Raw genomic sequence first — 16,323 nt, forward strand, 5'->3', positions numbered from 1 at the left:
AAAGCGATGAGCGTAAATCACCTGCGACGTGCAATGTTAGGTTTAATGGTCACAGCACCTCTGAGTGGCTTAATTGCTTGCGGATATCGCTTGCGAGGCATGGTGGATTTACCTTTTAAGGTGATTGCGATTACTGGTAACCCATCTCCACCACTGAGAGCAGACTTGCAGGCAGCGATCTTGACTGGCACTGATGCCAAGGTCGCGATTAATCCTAAAGATGCAGATCTCATCTTGGAAATCACCAACGATATTAATGGTCGTGAGATTTTGGCTTACAACTCCAATGGCCAAGTATCAGCTTATCGCCTCAATATTCGTGTTGGCTTCAGAGCCTTTGATTTAGCTGGAGCAGAAATTGTTCCTGAGGCGGAAATTTATATGACTCGCGATATGGACTTCACGGTTTCTACTGTTTTGGCTACCGATGTTCAAATTCAGCAATTCTTAACTCTGATGCGTAAAGATTTGGCTATCCAGATCTTGCGCCGTGTTGCAGCGGCTGCAAAAGCCCCGCAATCAAGAGCTTTCTAGAGGTAGATTAAGGCATGGTTAAAGTTGATGCCTTACAAGTGCACCTCAAGTCTTTGAGTTCTGGTGGCGCCATGTTGCCGTTATATGTTTTTAGTGGCGATGAGCCGCTGTTGATGATGGAAGCGATGGATCAATTGCGATCTGCAGCCAAGAAACAAAATTTCACTGAACGCGAAGTCTTGTTACAAGAGCGTGGATTTGATTGGAGTGCTCTTCTAAGTGCTGGTCAGACCATGTCTTTGTTTGGTGACAAGCGTTGGGTCGAGTTGCGTATTCCGACGGGTAAGCCTGGGCGCGATGGAGCGGATGCTCTTAAACAGTTCGCTGCGCAAATTGCCTCTCAGTCAACTGGTTCTGATGGCCCGGATACCGTTGTCTGTATTGTGTTGCCTCGCTTGGATGGTAAGACCAAGACTTCTGCGTGGTTCAGTGCTTTGGACGATTCCGGTATGGCTATTCAGATCGATTCTTTGGACCGCAGCCATTTGCCACAGTGGATCGCTGGACGACTCAAGCGCCAAGATCAAGAGGTAGAGGCAGGACCGGAAGGTCAGCGCGCACTTGAGTTTATTGCCGATCAGGTAGAGGGCAATTTGATTGCTGCCCATCAAGAAATTTTGAAGTTGGGTTTGTTATATCCCGTAGGAAAACTCAGCGAGGAGCAAATTCGCTCATCCATTCTGAAAGTGGCGCGCTACAACGTTTTTGAATTGACTGAAGCAATGCTGGCTGGAGATCTGGCTAGGCTCAATCGCATGCTAGATGGCCTTAAAGGTGAGGGTGAGCCGCTGGTATTGATTCTGTGGAGCGTAACTGAAGAGCTTCGGATACTATCTAAATTGAAGGCTGCAAGCGATGCGGGTGAATCAGTGCAGAACTTGATGCGTGCAAACCGGATTTGGGGAAATAAAGAGCGTTTATACCCAGTAGCATTGAGAAGGATTCAGCCCCTCAAGCTGCGAAGAGCAATGCAAGTAGCTGCAGGACTAGATCGCCAAGTAAAGGGTTTGCATGCTGCTGAATTGCCTGCCGACCCATGGGATGGTTTGCGTTTAGTTGGAAATTTGCTGCGTTAAGAAGTGCGAAACAATACATAAGAGATTAAGAAATGATTTCATCCATTCAAGAAATGATGCAAGACATTGGAATGCGAGCACGCGCTGCATCGCGTGCAATGGCGCGCGCATCAAGCGAGCAAAAGAACCAGGCTTTATTGCATATTGCTAAAGTGGTTCGTCAGCAAGCCACTGAAATTCAGAAGATTAATCAAGTGGATGTAGAGCGCGCAAAAGGCAATGGGCAAGATCCTGCTTTTATTGATCGCCTAACCATGACTCCTAAAACGATTGAAACCATGGCTTTAGGTTTAGAGCAAATTGTTTCTTTGGATGATCCGATTGGCAAAATTTCTGCTTTGCAAAAGCAGGCTTCTGGCATTGAGTTGGGTCAGATGCGCGTACCTCTGGGTGTTATTGGCATCATTTATGAGTCTCGCCCAAACGTCACTATTGATGCTGCTGCCTTATGCTTAAAGTCTGGCAATGCCGTGATTTTACGGGGTGGTTCCGAAGCAATTGATTCAAATACTTTATTGGCTCAGATTATTCAAGAAGGTCTGGCTTCTGCTGGCTTGCCTAAAGACGCAGTGCAAGTGGTGACTACTACCGATCGTAGCGCAGTCGGCGAGATGATTACCATGACCCAATATATTGATGTGATCGTGCCTCGTGGCGGTAAGAGTTTGATTGCCCGTCTTATGGCTGAAGCGCGAGTACCGATGATTAAGCACTTGGATGGTATTTGTCATACCTATATTGATGCAGATGCTGATGTCGCTATGGCAGTAAAGGTCTGTGATAACGCTAAGACTCAACGCTACGCCCCTTGCAATGCAATGGAGACCTTGTTAGTCAATCAAGATATTGCACAGAAAGTCTTGCCAACGCTTTGCAAGATTTATCAAGATAAAGGTGTGGAGTTGCGGGTTGATGATTTGACACGCAAAACACTTGAAGCAAATGGTTTTCAGAATCTGGTCGATGCCAAAGAAGAAGATTGGCAAACTGAGTACTTGGCCCCTATCTTGTCCATTAAGACAGTGGCTAATATCGATGAAGCCATGAATCATATTGAGCAATATGGCAGCAAACATACTGATGCCATTATTACTAATAACAAAGCCCAGGCCGATCGCTTCTTGCGTGAAGTGGATAGTGCTAGCGTGATGGTTAATGCCAGCACTCGCTTTGCAGATGGCTTTGAATATGGTCTAGGGGCTGAAATCGGTATCTCCAATGACAAGCTGCATGCCCGTGGCCCAGTTGGGTTAGATGGCTTGACCTCATTGAAGTATGTGGTTATGGGCCATGGCGAGATCCGGACCTAAAGTAAAAAGATAAACAGAGCAAAAAATATATGAGCAACGCCTACCTCTGGGTAAAAACCTTTCACATCGTCTTCATCACCTCTTGGTTCGCCGGTTTGTTTTACCTGCCTAGAATTTTTGTGAACTTGGCTGAAGAGAAAAACTCTGATGCTTGTGCCCGTTTATTGGGTATGGCAGATCGCCTCTTCCGCTTTATGACTATCTTGGCTGTGCCAGCCGTAATACTAGGTTTGACACTATGGCTTTACTTTGGCATTGGTGCTGGCGATATCTGGATGCATGCCAAATTGTTCTTTGTGATCTTAGTTATTGGGTATCACCATGCCTGTTTAAGTTTGCTCAAAAAGTTTCGTGCGGGAGTCAATAAACGATCTGGCGTTTGGTTTCGTTGGTTTAATGAAGTCCCAGTGATCTTGTTGGTCATTATTGTTGCATTGGTGTTGTTTAAGCCTTAAGACCAGCTTTTTAATACTACTCAATACCGTTTAATTTTTTAATCCCCCTACTTAAAGACTGTTAGCCCCATGAGATTTTTTGTTGTTTGTCCAGGCGGTTTGGAAGTGCCGCTTGCCCAGGAGCTAGCCGAGATTGCTGGACGCCCAGAATGTAAGGCATTAGGAGCATGGGTAATTGATCCTACGCCCACAAGTCCTACCGGTGGTGTTGGTCTTGCTGCTCCGATCTCTGCTGCAATGGCGCTGAACTTACATTCTCGTATTGCGAGTCGGGTGTTATTGCAAATGGCTCAAGCACCTTATCGGCAAGAAGAGGACTTATATAAATTAGCGAGCGGCTTGGCGTGGGAGGAATGGTTTAGTTCAAAGCAAACTTTACGAGTGGATGTGACGGCACATCGCTCCCCATTAAAGAGTTTAAATTTTGCAACGCTCAAAATTAAAGATGCCATTGTTGATCGTTTACGTGACGTGACTGGCGATCGTCCTAGTATCGATACTGCGTTTCCGGACGTGCGAGTGCAGGCGCATTTGACAGCAACCCAAGTTACGATTTATTTGGACACTTCAGGCGAAGCATTGTTTAAGCGGGGCTGGCGCGACGAAAAGGGTGATGCACCCCTGAAGGAAAATTTAGCAGCCGGTATTTTGTCGATAACCTCTTGGAAACCAGGCCAAACCTTATTTGATCCTATGTGCGGTAGTGGCACCTTCTTGATTGAGGCTGCGCAGATTGCATTGGCTGTTCCTCCTGGCGCTATTCGTGCAGGCATGTATGGCGATGATGCCAAACCAAGTCGATTGGCTTACCGCCCTTTGGTGACATCTGCCCATGGCTTTGGGTTTCAAAGACTCAAGCCGTTTCATGAAGCTGCTGAGCAAAAGCGCTGGGTAGATTTGAAAGAGGCGGCGCTTGCTTTGATGCTGGAAAAGCGTAAGCAATATTCAAATGTCGATGCTCTGAAAATATCCGGTGGCGATATCAACGAGAAATTAGTATCAATGTTCAAAGGCAATTGGCAAAGAGCCCAATTACCCGATCAGCCGGTGGTACGTCAGGTGGATGCCTTGGCTGCCAAAGCACCTGGCAATCTGAGTGAGGGTGTGATGTTATTAAACCCCCCTTATGGCGAGCGTCTGGTCATTAAAGGTGGACGTGGTCAGGATCGCGCTTCTCCTGAAGATGCTAACTACGATGATGAACCTGATAATCGTTTTGAATTGAACTTAGAGACTGGCCGTCAAAGTGCTAAACGTTCAAGTCGTGAATCCTTGAAGAAGCTTCAAGCCCAGGAAGAGCAGGATCCAAAGTTTGTCGAGTTTTTGCGTCAATTTGGACAGCATCTCAAAGACGATTTTGGTGGCTGGAATATTTTTGTTTTGACTGCGGATATGGCTCTACCAGGTCAGCTACGCATCAAAGAATCCAAGCGCACCCCTTTATTTAACGGTCCTTTGGAGTGCCGTTTATTCAAGTTTGAGATGCATGCTAAGCGACCGGCTTAAAGCACTCAAAAACTTTAAAATAAAAGAGCAGGCTTAATGCAGCTAAATTCAAGCAGCAATTGATACTCAGAGAGTTAAGTAATGGAATTTAAAACGTATATGTGTTTGATCTGCGGTTGGGTCTATGACGAAGCCGCTGGACTGCCTGATGAAGGTATTGCACCAGGAACCCTCTGGAAAGATGTGCCGATGAATTGGACCTGTCCAGAGTGCGGTGCACGCAAAGAAGATTTTGAAATGATGGCAATTTAATTCGGAAGTAATGATGGTAAAAGTAGATCAAAACGAAGTTTTATTTGAGCGTGCACAAAAGACAATTCCTGGGGGTGTCAACTCTCCAGTGCGAGCATTTCGTCAAGTGGGCGGAACTCCCCGTTTTGTTACTAAAGCCCAGGGCCCTTATTTTTGGGATGCCAACGGTCAGCGCTATATCGACTTAATTATGTCTTGGGGTCCGATGATTGCTGGCCATGCTAATCCCGAAGTTGTTTCTGCAGTTCAGAAAGCCGCTGAGACCAGCTTTAGTTATGGCGCTCCGACTGAAGGCGAGATTGAATTAGCTGAGCGTATCTGCGCGCTTATGTCGAGCGTTGAACAAGTACGGATGGTTTCTAGCGGAACTGAAGCGACGATGAGTGCTTTGCGTCTGGCTCGCGGTTACACTGGCCGTGACTTAATTATTAAGTTTGAGGGTTGCTATCACGGCCATGCCGATAGTCTCTTAGTCAAAGCAGGCTCAGGCTTACTTACCTTTGCCGACTCTGCCCAAAATGCGCCTTCTTCTGGTGGCGTTCCGCAGGATTTGGTTAAACACACTTTAGTGCTGCCATATAACGATATTGCTGCGATTGAAGAAGTGTTCAAAAAACAGGGCGATCAAATTGCTGCCGTCATCATTGAGCCTATTGCTGGAAATATGAATCTGATTCAGCCTTCAAAAGAATTTTTATCGGCTATTCGAAGTTTGACGAGTAAGCATGGCAGCGTTTTAATCTATGACGAAGTGATGACTGGTTTTAGAGTCGCCTTAGGTGGCGCTCAGTCCTTGCAGGGCATAACCCCTGATCTAACTTGCCTTGGTAAGGTCATGGGCGGCGGCATGCCTATGGCGGCGTTTGGCGGCAAGAAAGAGATTATGAACAAGCTTGCCCCTTTGGGTAATGTTTATCAGGCGGGCACTTTATCTGGCAACCCAGTAGCAGTTGCTGCAGGCCTAAAAACTTTAGAGATTATTTCTCGCGAAGGTTTCTACGAATGCTTGACTGGCCAAACAGAAAAGTTGATGGCGGGCTTAAAACAAGCTGCAGATAAGGCCAATATTCCTTTTGCTGTGGACAGCGTTGGCGGTATGTTTGGCTTTTACTTTGCCGCTCAAGTGCCAACTACTTTTGAAGCGGTTACTAAAACCAATATTGAAGCGTTTAAGAAATTCTTTCATCTGATGTTAGATGAAGGTGTTTATCTAGCGCCTTCAGCTTATGAGGCTGGCTTCACATCCATTGCACATGACAATGCTGTGGTCGATGCCATCATTGCTGCTGCCGAGAAATCATTTAAAAAACTTTAAAAAAGTTTTTACTTCCAGGGAAAAATTACATTCGGAGTGGGTGGTCATAGCCACTCACCTGAATAATTTCTAGATTTTTGGAGTCTTTATTGGAGCTTGAAATCTCCAGAGCAGTGAGTTTCCCACCCCACACGCAGCCGGTATCGAGTCCAATCACATTGTCTTGACGCAATAAGCCCAATGTAGACCAGTGGCCAAAATAGGTGAGGACATCTCGAGTCTTCCTGCCTGGGACTTTGAACCAGGGGATATAGCCTTTAGGGCCTTGCTCTAGGCCTTCCTTGCTCTCAAATTCCATTTTTCCAGTTGGTGTGCAGAAACGCATTCTAGTTAAAGTGTTGGTAATCACGCGTAGGCGTTCATAACCTTTCAGAGATTTGTTCCATTGATTTGGTGTATTGCCATACATATTGGCTAGAAAATCTTTATACGATTTACTACGTAAAGTTTTTTCAACTTCTTGAGCACATTCAATCGTTTGCTGTAAGTCCCATTGTGGCAGGACGCCCGCGTGCACAGTTAAAACATTGCCGTTACTTAGCGCCATTGGACGGTTTCGAATCCAATGAATGAGTTCTCTGCGATCGGGCGCCAACAATATGGGTTCTATGGTATCCAGCCCTTTCGATTTGCGAAGTCCTGCATCGATTGCTAGGAGGTGTAGGTCATGATTGCCAAGAATGCATTCAGCGCGACCTGATTCCTGTAAGGCTTTTAGTTGGCGTAATGCACCAAGTGAGTCTGGACCACGATTAACGAGATCCCCTAAAAAAATCAGCTTGGATTTTTTAGGGAGTTTCTTGACTAGGGCTTTCAGAGAGGGCGCACAGCCCTGCACATCGCCTACGGCGTAGATCTTGCTCATACCCTATCTTAAATCGGAACTGTGAATAGGGCTCTAATGATTCCGTGTATTAGGCAACTTTTTTGACTACTCTGTAACGCACTAAGGTATTTTTGCGCGCTTCATCATGATCTACTACTGGCAGTGGGTAGTCGCGACCGATGACGATCCCGGCAGCCTCTAGCTCAATATGGCCAGTTTTCCAGGGGGCGTGAATAGACTTTTTAGAGAGCTTTTCTAATTGCGGCAGGTAGCGTTTGATGAACTTGCCCTCCGGATCAAACTTCTCAGATTGAGTAATAGGGTTGAAGATGCGAAAGTAGGGTTGGGCATCGCACCCGGATGACGAGGCCCACTGCCATCCACCGTTATTTGAGGAAAGCTCAAAATCATTGAGATGTTCTGCAAAGTAGGCTTCGCCCCAGCGCCAATCAATTCCCAGATCTTTTGTCAGAAAGCTTGCCACCACCATACGTAAGCGGTTATGCATGTAACCGCTTTGATTGAGTTGATGCATGGCTGCATCCACAAGCGGATATCCTGTTTTTCCCTCGCACCAAGCAGCAAATAGTTTCTTTGCTTTAGAGCCAGATTCCCAAACAATGTTGTCATAGTCTGGCTTAAAAGATGCTCCCGTTGCAAGACGAGGATGGTTGGCGAGGATCATGAAATAAAAATCACGCCAAATCAATTCACTCAACCATATTGTTGCACCCATACTGCCTGCCAGCATACGTCGATGCGCTTCGCGTACCAAGCCCCTAATAGAGAGCATGCCAAAACGTAAGTGGGTTGATAGATAACTTACGCCTTTAATTGCCGGGAAGTCTCTGCCGATTTGGTATTTATCAATGCGGGGCAGGAAGTCCTCTAAGAAGGCTTGACCACCATCTGATCCAGGTGGGATATAGCTTTCAATGCCGGTGGGGCAAAATCCCATCGACTCAAGAGAAGGCAGTTTTTGATCTAATTTTTTAGGAATTGCTGCCATTTGACCTGGCTTTGGATTGCATTCATATGCAGCGAGATCTTTTTCTTGGAGAGTCTTTAGCCAATTATTTTTATAGGGCGTAAATATAGAAAAGACAGTGTTTGAATTTGTAAGAATTTCTTTTTTCTCAAAAATGACTTGATCTTTAAAGCTCTCAAAATGAATTCCCAACTTTTCTAGGGACGCTTTTACAGTTTCATCCCTCTCAATTGCTGAAGGTTCGTAGTCATGGTTTGTGAAGACGGTTTCGACACCTAGCTCTTTGGCAATTGCAGGAATACATTCAGCGGGTTTTCCGAAGCGAACGATGAGTCCACTACCTTGCTTACGCAGCTCATCATCCATTTGCTTTATGCCCTGCCAGATGAAATCCACGCGGCGGTCATGCTTTAGTCCGTTGGCATCTAAATCACCCTTCAATAAGGGCTTGAGAATGTCCGTATCAAAGATAAAGGTGAGCCAGACCTGGCCACTATCTTTCAGGGCGTGGTGAAGCGCGGCATTGTCATAGAGGCGGAGGTCACGGCGGAGCCAAACGAGAGCTTTTTGCATAGCCCCTATATTAGGGCTTATTGACGGTAAATGCAGGCGGCTAGGCGGGGCTGACAGGTTAAGATCCTAAGGAATGATGGATACGATCTTTTTTATTCTCTCGAAGGTAGTGCAATTTTGCATTGAGCCACTCAATTGGGTGCCTATTTTCGTTTTGCTGGCCCTTCTCTTTTTATCCTTGCGAAAGCCGCACCTCTGTAAGAGATTCTTAGTGCTAGCTTTGGTAGATCTTGCTCTGGTGGGTTGGCTTCCTGCGTCTGAAGTGTTTCTTAGAGCACTTGAGAATGCCGTGTCCAAAACTGAGATTACAAAATTATCCAATAACGAAGTGGGTGGCATCATTATTCTGGGTGGCGCCATTGAGGATGGAGAAATAATTGGAGATCGCGGCGAGGTTTCTCTACGCTCATCTGCCGAGAGAGTGACTAAAGCATTCGAGTTAATACGCAAAAACCCCAATGTGCCATTCATCTTCAGCGGTTATTCAGGGCGCATAACACCTAAGGGGATTACAGAGGCGGATGCATTTAAGCGGTTGATTCAAGAGCAGGGCTTAAGCGAGCAGAACGCGCATTACGAAAATCAATCTCGAAATACCTATGAAAATGTGTTTCATATGAAGCCCATGATTGAGGAGTTTGGCTTAAAAACGGAATCGGGGGAGCCCAAGCCATGGCTTCTCATTACCTCCGCCAGCCATATGTACCGCTCTACCAAGATTTTTCAAAAACAGGGTTTAGAAGTGCTTCCAATGTTAGTCGATTATCAAACGGCCAATAGCCTTCAGTGGACGATGTTTGACTTGGTGGATGGAGCTCACAACTGGAACATCCTAGTTCATGAAATAGTTGGTCTTTTTGCTTACTGGATTACCGGAAAAATCTAGATATTCTGTAAAATAAGCCATATGACTTCTGCTAAAAAAGCACCCCCTGCTTCAGAACGAGCTTCTATGTCAGAGTCATCAATTTCCTTTTCTGCAGACCATCTCGCCAATCAGTTTTTAATTGCTATGCCGGGCATGGTGGACCCTAATTTTGCTGGATCTCTTATTTATCTGTTTGAGCATACCGAAAGAGGTGCAATGGGCTTGGTGGTTAATCGACCTACCGAGGTTGATTTAGAAACTCTTTTTGACAAGATTGAGTTGAAATTGGAAATTGCCCCATTATTAAAGCAACCAGTATATTTTGGCGGTCCAGTTCAGATAGAGCGGGGCTTTGTCTTGCATGAGTCTGATTCACTAAGTCCATATAGCTCTTCCTTAATTATTCCCGGCGGCTTGACGATGACTACTTCAAAGGATGTTCTTGAGGCAGTTGCTGCAGGTAAAGGACCGCAACATTTTTTGATGACCTTGGGTTATGCCGGATGGGGTGCTGGTCAGCTTGAAGAAGAAATTACGCTGAATGGCTGGATGAATGTTCCGCTGGCACGTGAGCAAATGATTGAGATCATCTTTAATACGCCATCGAGCCAGCGTTACGAGAAGGCAGTGAGTCACCTAGGGTTTGATTTGTCTCATTTGTCTGGTGAGGCTGGGCATGCCTAAGGCATTGACCATACTGTCTTTTGATTATGGAACTCGCAGAGTGGGTGTGGCAGTTGGAAACTCGATATCCAAGTCGGGACAAGCTTTAAAGACGATTGCAGCGCCAACTAGCGATGCTCTTTTTCAAGCGATTGAGTCTCTATTAAAGGATTGGCAGCCAGACCAATTGGTGGTTGGAAAGCCAATGCATCCAGATGGCACGCCCCATGAGATGACATCTAAAGCAACCCGCTTTGGCAATCAGCTACATGGACGCTTTCATTTGCCGGTTGTTTGGGTCGATGAGCGCTATACGTCAGCCGTTTTAGAGGGGGATCCAGAGATGTACGACAATCTAGATGCCCACTCTGCCGTTTTGATCTTAGAGCAGTATTTTGCAGAGCAAAGCACGAAGTCTTTAAATTAAAAATAGTTACAAAAATGGAATTGATATAAGCACCGGACCCAAGAATGAACGCTGAACAGTTATACGGAAAATTACTAGAGAACTTGCGTAAGAGAGCGCAAGAGGGTGCCTTTGAACTTGCGGGTCTCGCTATGGGAGGCGCTTGGATTACTGAGCGTTTGGCTCACGATTTAGGGCTTCCACACTTTGGTGTAATTAATGTGGCTTTTCATCGGGATGATTATGCCGAGAAGGGTATGACTGCTTTGCGTACTGCTAGTACTATGACCACCCATTTACCGTTTGATGTAAACGGCGCCAATGTGATTTTGATTGACGATGTTTTGTTAACGGGTAGAACTGTCCGCGCGGCTTTAAATGAGTTATTTGATTTCGGCCGACCCGCTCAAGTGGAGTTGATGGTTCTGGCTGATCGAGGGAATCGCGAACTTCCAGTAGCTGCCAACTTTGTTGGTGAACAGATAGAAGTTCCGGAGAATCAACTTCTGGTTTTAGAGAAAGATACCGCTGGTAAGTTCAGCTTTCAGTTAGAGGAGCGTGAATAATGAGTCAGCTAGTCAATCAATTTAATTCCGCTGGCGAGTTAACGCATCTTCTAACGCTTGAAGGTTTACCTAAAGAGCAGATTCTCCATATTTTGGATACTGCCCAACAGTTTGTAAGCGTGACTGATCCTGCGCGCGAGGTGAAAAAAGTCCCACTACTTAGAGGGAAGAGCGTATTCAACCTGTTTTTTGAAAACTCTACTCGCACTAGAACTACTTTTGAGATTGCTGCAAAACGTTTATCTGCAGATGTGATTAATTTAGATATTTCTACATCCTCCACTGCTAAGGGCGAGAGTCTTCTCGATACGATTGATAATTTAGTAGCAATGCAGGCGGATATTTTTGTTGTGCGACATGGTGTTTCTAAAGCCCCTATTGAAATTGCAAACCACGTACCAGCGCATGTACACGTTGTGAATGCTGGCGATGGTAGCCATCAGCATCCAACTCAAGGTTTGCTGGATATGTACACCATGCGGCACTTCAAACAAAACTTCAAGGGTCTAAAGGTTGCGATTGTGGGAGATATTGTGCACAGCCGTGTAGCCAAATCCAATATTCATGCGTTGACCACATTAGGTTGCGAAGACATCCGCGCCATTGGTCCAGAAAGCCTGCTCCCAAGTGATTTAGATATGCTCGGCGTTAAAGTCTTCCACAACATGGAAGAAGGCTTAAAGGATGTTGATGTAGTGATGACCTTGCGCATCCAAAAAGAGCGCATGGAAGCCGGGCAGGTACCTGAGGGCGATGCTTTCTTTAAGCAGTATGGTTTAACACCGACTCGTTTAGCCTTAGCTAAGTCAGATGCAATTGTGATGCACCCAGGCCCCATGAATCGGGGTGTGGAGATTGACTCAGTAGTGGCTGATGGTCCTCAGTCCGTCATTCTCAATCAAGTGACATTTGGTATTGCTGTGCGCATGGCTGTGATGTCTATAGTTGCTGGCAACTAAGATCATAAGCATGCTGTCCAAAAAACGTTGGTTGATTCTGTCGCATGGCTTCAATATGGATGGTCGTGCGTCAAGCCAAACAATTACCGATAAGATCCCTTATTTTTTAGAGGCGGGTATTGAGCCCATTGTCTTTAGCGCCATCACCGGAATTAAAGATAAACGCTTTCCTCATCGTCAATTTTTAGCTTGGGGCCCAGCAGCGTTCCGATTTGATTTTCGTCATTGGATTGCTAATCAATACGGCAGAGGATTTTTCTATAAGGTTTCAACCGGCATTGTTTCTTTGCTGCTTGCCCCGTTTATTGCCTTAGAAAAGTTTGCTCTTGGCTATTCCAGTCAATGGTCTTGGTCGATTCCTGCCTACCTTCATGGCCTATATTTAATTCGGTCTGGCAAAGTTGATCTTATTTATTCAACAGGGGGAGCGTGGTCTGCCCATTTGGCGGGTTTATGGCTCAAGAAAAAAACGGGTGCGCCATGGATCGTAGAGATTCATGATCCATTGGTCATTCGTCAGAGTCCAGACGATTCCGGTTTTGAAAAGCCCAGTAATCGCGATGCTCGCTTTAGGCAATATTTAGAAAAGCAAATCTGTAAATATGCGGATTTAGCCTGGTGGTTTACCGATGGTGCCGTACATTACGCGAAAGTACGCAACCCCAATTTAAATACCTTATATAACGCTCATGGTTTTATGGTTCTGCCTGGCGCTGAACCGCCTGGCGGTTCAACTGGTGAGAAAATGCATCAGTATTGTGAATATTTGAATCTGTGTCACTTTGGTTCCTTGGCAAATGATCGCTCTCTTTCCACCATTCTGAATGCCTTAGTCCCGCTATTTAAGAAATATCCTCAAGCAAGAAAGCATATTCGGGTGCATGCCTATGGAGCGCCTCTAGATTCGTTAACTGTGGATGCTCTCAAGAAACTAGCGTTTGACGATGTTTTACTTGCCCACGGACGTTTAGAAAAAGATCCCACTACCGGTAAGTCAGGACGTGAGCGCGTGGTTGAGAAAATGCAGTCAGCGGACGTTTTAATTCTTTTGCATGGCAATGATGAGTGGTGCGCAGAATACATTCCCTCTAAGTTCTATGAGTATCTTTGGACGGGTAGGCCAATTTGGGGTATCACCCATCGCAACCCTCAATTGGATCAAATGTTATTGGAGCGCTCGGCTTACTTGAGCCCTCAAAATGACCCAGAGGCTATCGAGCTTGCTTTAGAGAGAATTTGGTTGGACTGGGAAGGTAAACAGTTGGCAGTACCCAAAGGCGTTCCGATTGGCGTAAATCAAGCTGCATATAGAATACTTTCTGAAGTGCAAGCTAAAACTGAAAGAAGCGCTTGAAAGATATCGTCCTCTATTGCAAATCTTACCGCAGAGACTTTTTGCGTCTTAAGCGCTTGCTAGAATCAATTAATCTATACAACGTCGACCAAATCCCCTTTTATATTTCTACTCCCGCAGATCAATATCAGGAGTTGCAATCGGTTTTGGGAGAAGGCACTGGGTACCAGTGGGTTTCTGATGAGTCGATTATTGCTTCTAATCCTCGAGTACCCGCTGGCATCGAAAAAACGAGATCTGGTAGCTTAAGTCAGCAGGTCATTAAATCTGAGTTTTGGCGTCTTGGTTTAGCTGAGAATTATGTTTGTCTCGATTCGGATTGCGTCTTTATTAAAGATTTCCATCGAGCTGATTTTTTAAGCGCAGATGACACTCCATACACAGTCATCTATCAAAATAAAGAATTTTTTCAGCTATCGATTAATCGAGGGCATGCAAAGGTTGAAGCCAATCTTCGTAAAGAGGGTGATTGTGTAAAGGCTTTATTTTCTAGGGTAGGTCCAAACTACTATTGCCCATGCCCACCATTTATTTGGTCGGCCAAGGTTTGGCAGTCTTTGGATAGCCAATATCTTGAACCCAGAGGTTTGCATTTCTGGGATATCTCGAATAACGAACATCCAGAGACGCTGTTGTATCTCGAGGCTTTATTGAACTACCGCGCGATTCCTTTGTACCCAATTGAGCAATTATTTAGGATCTACTACTATGATTGGCAATACTATCTGCTGCGCAGAACGGGTGAGTCCGAGAGTAAATTAAAAGCAAATTACTTGGGCGTGATCTATCAATCAAACTGGGATTCTGGAATGGACTTTGGTGGGTCCACTAAGGCATTTCTCTCTCTTGCTCTTCGCCGCATCAAACGTTTCGGCCGCTATTTACAAAGTTACCTTTAATTCATGTCAGCACCTTTAAATATCAAGATTTTTGTTATTTCATTGCAAAGATCACTTGATCGCAGAAAACAGGTTGAGAAAGAAATGCAAAAAATTTCTTTACCCTGGTCTTTTCTGGATGCGATTGATGGCTCTGCTTTGGCATCAAGGCCAATTGAGTACAAGCCAGCTAAAGTGAAAAGACTACAGGGTTATGAATTAACCCCCAATGAGATTGGCTGCTATCTCTCTCATAAAGAGGCATGGAAGCGTTGTGTAAGTGAGAATGCACCCACCCTAGTTTTAGAAGATGATTTTGTTTTAGCGGCCAATTTTGAGAGTGTGCTCGGCACCATTCTTGAGGCAGATGATTGCTGGGATTTCCTCAGGCTGCAGGGTTTATATGAAGTGCCTTACAAGACCTTAGTTGAAAAATCAGGCGTCGCATTCGTTAGAAATGAAGGCGATGCTGTCGGTGCTACCGCATACCTATTAAAGCCAGTGATAGCAAGGCAGTTAATTCACGATTCTGTAGATATCTATGAGCCCGTTGATCATTTTCTGGAGCATCATCAAAAGCATGGCTTGGAATTTTTGGCAATTCGTCCATATCCAGTGGATATTACGCGCGCTAAATCGACTATTGCTGATCGCTCTGAGCGTTCTCCCGTTAAAGGTTTGCACAAGCGATGGAGATCGGTTGCCCGAGCGCTTGATCGGGTGCTGAGTAAAGACCCCTGGTTTCCAAAATAATTAAATCAGAAATATTCATCCCATTTGATTAACTAAGAGCAGTCTGAATAATATCCTTTAGGTAGCTTTTCAGGGGATCAAGTGATGGCTTTTGTAATAGCAAAGGCTGCTCTGCATATTGTGCAAGCTTACTTTTCGAATGCAATATTTGACCTAGTTCAGCAAAGTGATCTGCTGACATTGGCGCTAAATTAATAAATGCTTGCGGATTAAAGTCTACCTTTACATTTTCGTCAGCCCAAGTAATGGGTAGGCATCCCGCCATAAACGCTTCTGGAATTTTCTCGGTGTAGTAACCAGGGTGCATGCCATTTTCGGGGCATAAGTTAAAGGCGAATGCTTGTAATTCATCAAACTTAATCAAGCCACTTTCGGAATGGTTTTTAATATTTGGATTGAATGATTTTCCAAACTCCACCACCTCGATTTGATTCTTAACGGCATTTAATAGGGTGCCCCTGGGCTCTCTGAGGTGTGAAGCAAATATCGCCGCCTTTTGCGGGCGCATCAGAAAGTCATGACCAAGCGGCTGAAGGAGGCGATTGATATCTAGCAACTTGCCATATCTGGGGTTAGTGTTGCCATTCACCCCCTCTGATGACCAGTCGGCAACTTCCATCCAGTAAGGCATGCGGAAGTGATGGGGGCCAGAAATCCCTAGATCAAAAGTGAGCGCATAGTCATTGGAGACAAAATCATGCCGAAGATTCTCGCCAGTCTGGAAAAGGATTAAAGGTGGTTTATGTGATGTGGGGACAATGGATTGAAGCCCATTATTTAGGCTGGCAACCAAAGGTCTAAGGGGTTTAGGGCACCAGGCCAACTTCTTTTTGCCTAAATGATGAAATGATCCGATGATCATCAAATCACATTGTTTGGGCTCAACCCATTCAATTTGATAGCCGAGGTTATGGCATATGGCAGGTACAAGGCTGGTTTTATAGTCGCTGGGCACCCCTACAGCGGATACTCTGATTGCAGTCATAAATACCTTACTTTCTAGATGCCTAAATGAAGTATTCAATTGTAATAACTACCTTG

The 16,323-nt window shown here is 45.3% G+C and carries 18 protein-coding genes; 15 read left to right on the plus strand and 3 right to left on the minus strand.

The genetic code is table 11. The features are described 5' to 3' along the window. Positions 1-6 precede the first annotated feature (6 nt). The 7 genes from lptE (at position 7) to hemL (ending at position 6,448) form a co-directional block, all read left to right on the plus strand. Positions 7-534: an LPS assembly lipoprotein LptE gene (gene lptE / locus VC188_RS02620; protein WP_215321420.1), complete on the plus strand. Its 528-nt coding sequence runs from the start codon at positions 7-9 to the stop codon at positions 532-534. 14 nt (positions 535-548) lie between these two features. Further along, complete coding sequence (gene holA / locus VC188_RS02625; protein ID WP_323482917.1) at positions 549-1,610, plus strand: DNA polymerase III subunit delta; 1,062 nt, start codon at positions 549-551, stop codon at positions 1,608-1,610. Between the two features lie 32 nt (positions 1,611-1,642). Next, positions 1,643-2,920: a glutamate-5-semialdehyde dehydrogenase gene (locus tag VC188_RS02630; RefSeq protein WP_323482918.1), complete on the plus strand. Its 1,278-nt coding sequence runs from the start codon at positions 1,643-1,645 to the stop codon at positions 2,918-2,920. Positions 2,921-2,949: 29 nt separating this feature from the next. Continuing rightward, a complete protein-coding gene (locus VC188_RS02635) occupies positions 2,950-3,375 on the plus strand; it encodes a CopD family protein (protein WP_215321423.1) in 426 nt (141 codons plus the stop codon). A 69-nt stretch (positions 3,376-3,444) separates the two neighbouring features. Beyond that, positions 3,445-4,881: a THUMP domain-containing class I SAM-dependent RNA methyltransferase gene (locus VC188_RS02640; protein WP_215321424.1), complete on the plus strand. Its 1,437-nt coding sequence runs from the start codon at positions 3,445-3,447 to the stop codon at positions 4,879-4,881. 81 nt (positions 4,882-4,962) lie between these two features. Further along, on the plus strand, positions 4,963-5,133 hold the full coding sequence (locus VC188_RS02645) for a rubredoxin (protein WP_071464595.1): 171 nt from the start codon (positions 4,963-4,965) through the stop codon (positions 5,131-5,133). 13 nt (positions 5,134-5,146) lie between these two features. Beyond that, positions 5,147-6,448: a glutamate-1-semialdehyde 2,1-aminomutase gene (hemL, locus tag VC188_RS02650; RefSeq protein ID WP_323482984.1), complete on the plus strand. Its 1,302-nt coding sequence runs from the start codon at positions 5,147-5,149 to the stop codon at positions 6,446-6,448. A 25-nt stretch (positions 6,449-6,473) separates the two neighbouring features. Here hemL and VC188_RS02655 read toward each other — a convergent pair whose 3' ends face one another. Beyond that, entirely contained in the window at positions 6,474-7,313 is an 840-nt protein-coding gene (locus VC188_RS02655; protein WP_323482919.1) for a symmetrical bis(5'-nucleosyl)-tetraphosphatase, read from the minus strand. A 49-nt stretch (positions 7,314-7,362) separates the two neighbouring features. Beyond that, positions 7,363-8,835 carry a deoxyribodipyrimidine photo-lyase gene (locus VC188_RS02660; protein ID WP_323482920.1) on the minus strand — a complete coding sequence of 491 codons (1,473 nt, stop codon included), beginning with the start codon at positions 8,833-8,835 and terminating at the stop codon, positions 7,363-7,365. Between the two features lie 73 nt (positions 8,836-8,908). Here VC188_RS02660 and VC188_RS02665 point away from each other — a divergent pair, with 73 nt between their 5' ends. The 8 genes from VC188_RS02665 (at position 8,909) to VC188_RS02700 (ending at position 15,282) form a co-directional block, all read left to right on the plus strand. Beyond that, positions 8,909-9,721 carry a YdcF family protein gene (locus tag VC188_RS02665; protein WP_323482921.1) on the plus strand — a complete coding sequence of 271 codons (813 nt, stop codon included), beginning with the start codon at positions 8,909-8,911 and terminating at the stop codon, positions 9,719-9,721. Between the two features lie 66 nt (positions 9,722-9,787). Next, positions 9,788-10,387, plus strand: coding sequence for a YqgE/AlgH family protein (locus tag VC188_RS02670; RefSeq protein WP_251368560.1), 600 nt, complete (start codon positions 9,788-9,790; stop codon positions 10,385-10,387). Continuing rightward, complete coding sequence (gene ruvX, locus VC188_RS02675; protein ID WP_323482922.1) at positions 10,380-10,793, plus strand: Holliday junction resolvase RuvX; 414 nt, start codon at positions 10,380-10,382, stop codon at positions 10,791-10,793. Before VC188_RS02670 ends, ruvX begins: the two co-directional genes overlap by 8 nt. A gap of 44 nt (positions 10,794-10,837) precedes the next feature. Next, on the plus strand, positions 10,838-11,338 hold the full coding sequence (gene pyrR, locus VC188_RS02680; RefSeq protein WP_215321429.1) for a bifunctional pyr operon transcriptional regulator/uracil phosphoribosyltransferase PyrR: 501 nt from the start codon (positions 10,838-10,840) through the stop codon (positions 11,336-11,338). Further along, a complete protein-coding gene (locus VC188_RS02685; protein WP_323482923.1) occupies positions 11,338-12,297 on the plus strand; it encodes an aspartate carbamoyltransferase catalytic subunit in 960 nt (319 codons plus the stop codon). Before pyrR ends, VC188_RS02685 begins: the two co-directional genes overlap by 1 nt. A 10-nt stretch (positions 12,298-12,307) precedes the next feature. Then, positions 12,308-13,651, plus strand: coding sequence for a glycosyltransferase (locus VC188_RS02690; protein WP_323482924.1), 1,344 nt, complete (start codon positions 12,308-12,310; stop codon positions 13,649-13,651). After that, positions 13,648-14,550, plus strand: coding sequence for a DUF6492 family protein (locus VC188_RS02695; protein WP_323482925.1), 903 nt, complete (start codon positions 13,648-13,650; stop codon positions 14,548-14,550). The genes VC188_RS02690 and VC188_RS02695 overlap by 4 nt, the downstream gene beginning before the upstream one ends. Positions 14,551-14,553: 3 nt before the next feature. Further along, entirely contained in the window at positions 14,554-15,282 is a 729-nt protein-coding gene (locus tag VC188_RS02700; RefSeq protein WP_323482926.1) for a glycosyltransferase family 25 protein, read from the plus strand. A 28-nt stretch (positions 15,283-15,310) separates the two neighbouring features. On the opposite strand, the gene VC188_RS02705 is transcribed toward VC188_RS02700, so the two are convergent. Beyond that, on the minus strand, positions 15,311-16,267 hold the full coding sequence (locus VC188_RS02705; protein WP_323482927.1) for a glycosyltransferase family 10 domain-containing protein: 957 nt from the start codon (positions 16,265-16,267) through the stop codon (positions 15,311-15,313). Positions 16,268-16,323: the final 56 nt, after the last annotated feature.

Origin of the sequence: Polynucleobacter sp. MG-28-Ekke-A2, assembly GCF_035012985.1 — a bacterium.
Taxonomy (GTDB): domain Bacteria; phylum Pseudomonadota; class Gammaproteobacteria; order Burkholderiales; family Burkholderiaceae; genus Polynucleobacter.

Excerpts from the sequence above, each read along its gene's own strand:
- lptE (WP_215321420.1), top strand. The coding sequence starts at position 7 with ATGAGCGTAAATCACCTGCGACGTGCAATGTTAGGTTTAATGGTCACA.
- holA (WP_323482917.1), top strand. The coding sequence starts at position 549 with ATGGTTAAAGTTGATGCCTTACAAGTGCACCTCAAGTCTTTGAGTTCT.
- VC188_RS02630 (WP_323482918.1), top strand. The coding sequence starts at position 1,643 with ATGATTTCATCCATTCAAGAAATGATGCAAGACATTGGAATGCGAGCA.
- VC188_RS02635 (WP_215321423.1), top strand. The coding sequence starts at position 2,950 with ATGAGCAACGCCTACCTCTGGGTAAAAACCTTTCACATCGTCTTCATC.
- VC188_RS02640 (WP_215321424.1), top strand. The coding sequence starts at position 3,445 with ATGAGATTTTTTGTTGTTTGTCCAGGCGGTTTGGAAGTGCCGCTTGCC.
- VC188_RS02645 (WP_071464595.1), top strand. The coding sequence starts at position 4,963 with ATGGAATTTAAAACGTATATGTGTTTGATCTGCGGTTGGGTCTATGAC.
- hemL (WP_323482984.1), top strand. The coding sequence starts at position 5,147 with ATGGTAAAAGTAGATCAAAACGAAGTTTTATTTGAGCGTGCACAAAAG.
- VC188_RS02655 (WP_323482919.1), bottom strand. The coding sequence starts at position 7,313 with ATGAGCAAGATCTACGCCGTAGGCGATGTGCAGGGCTGTGCGCCCTCT.
- VC188_RS02660 (WP_323482920.1), bottom strand. The coding sequence starts at position 8,835 with ATGCAAAAAGCTCTCGTTTGGCTCCGCCGTGACCTCCGCCTCTATGAC.
- VC188_RS02665 (WP_323482921.1), top strand. The coding sequence starts at position 8,909 with ATGATGGATACGATCTTTTTTATTCTCTCGAAGGTAGTGCAATTTTGC.
- VC188_RS02670 (WP_251368560.1), top strand. The coding sequence starts at position 9,788 with ATGTCAGAGTCATCAATTTCCTTTTCTGCAGACCATCTCGCCAATCAG.
- ruvX (WP_323482922.1), top strand. The coding sequence starts at position 10,380 with ATGCCTAAGGCATTGACCATACTGTCTTTTGATTATGGAACTCGCAGA.
- pyrR (WP_215321429.1), top strand. The coding sequence starts at position 10,838 with ATGAACGCTGAACAGTTATACGGAAAATTACTAGAGAACTTGCGTAAG.
- VC188_RS02685 (WP_323482923.1), top strand. The coding sequence starts at position 11,338 with ATGAGTCAGCTAGTCAATCAATTTAATTCCGCTGGCGAGTTAACGCAT.
- VC188_RS02690 (WP_323482924.1), top strand. The coding sequence starts at position 12,308 with ATGCTGTCCAAAAAACGTTGGTTGATTCTGTCGCATGGCTTCAATATG.
- VC188_RS02700 (WP_323482926.1), top strand. The coding sequence starts at position 14,554 with ATGTCAGCACCTTTAAATATCAAGATTTTTGTTATTTCATTGCAAAGA.
- VC188_RS02705 (WP_323482927.1), bottom strand. The coding sequence starts at position 16,267 with ATGACTGCAATCAGAGTATCCGCTGTAGGGGTGCCCAGCGACTATAAA.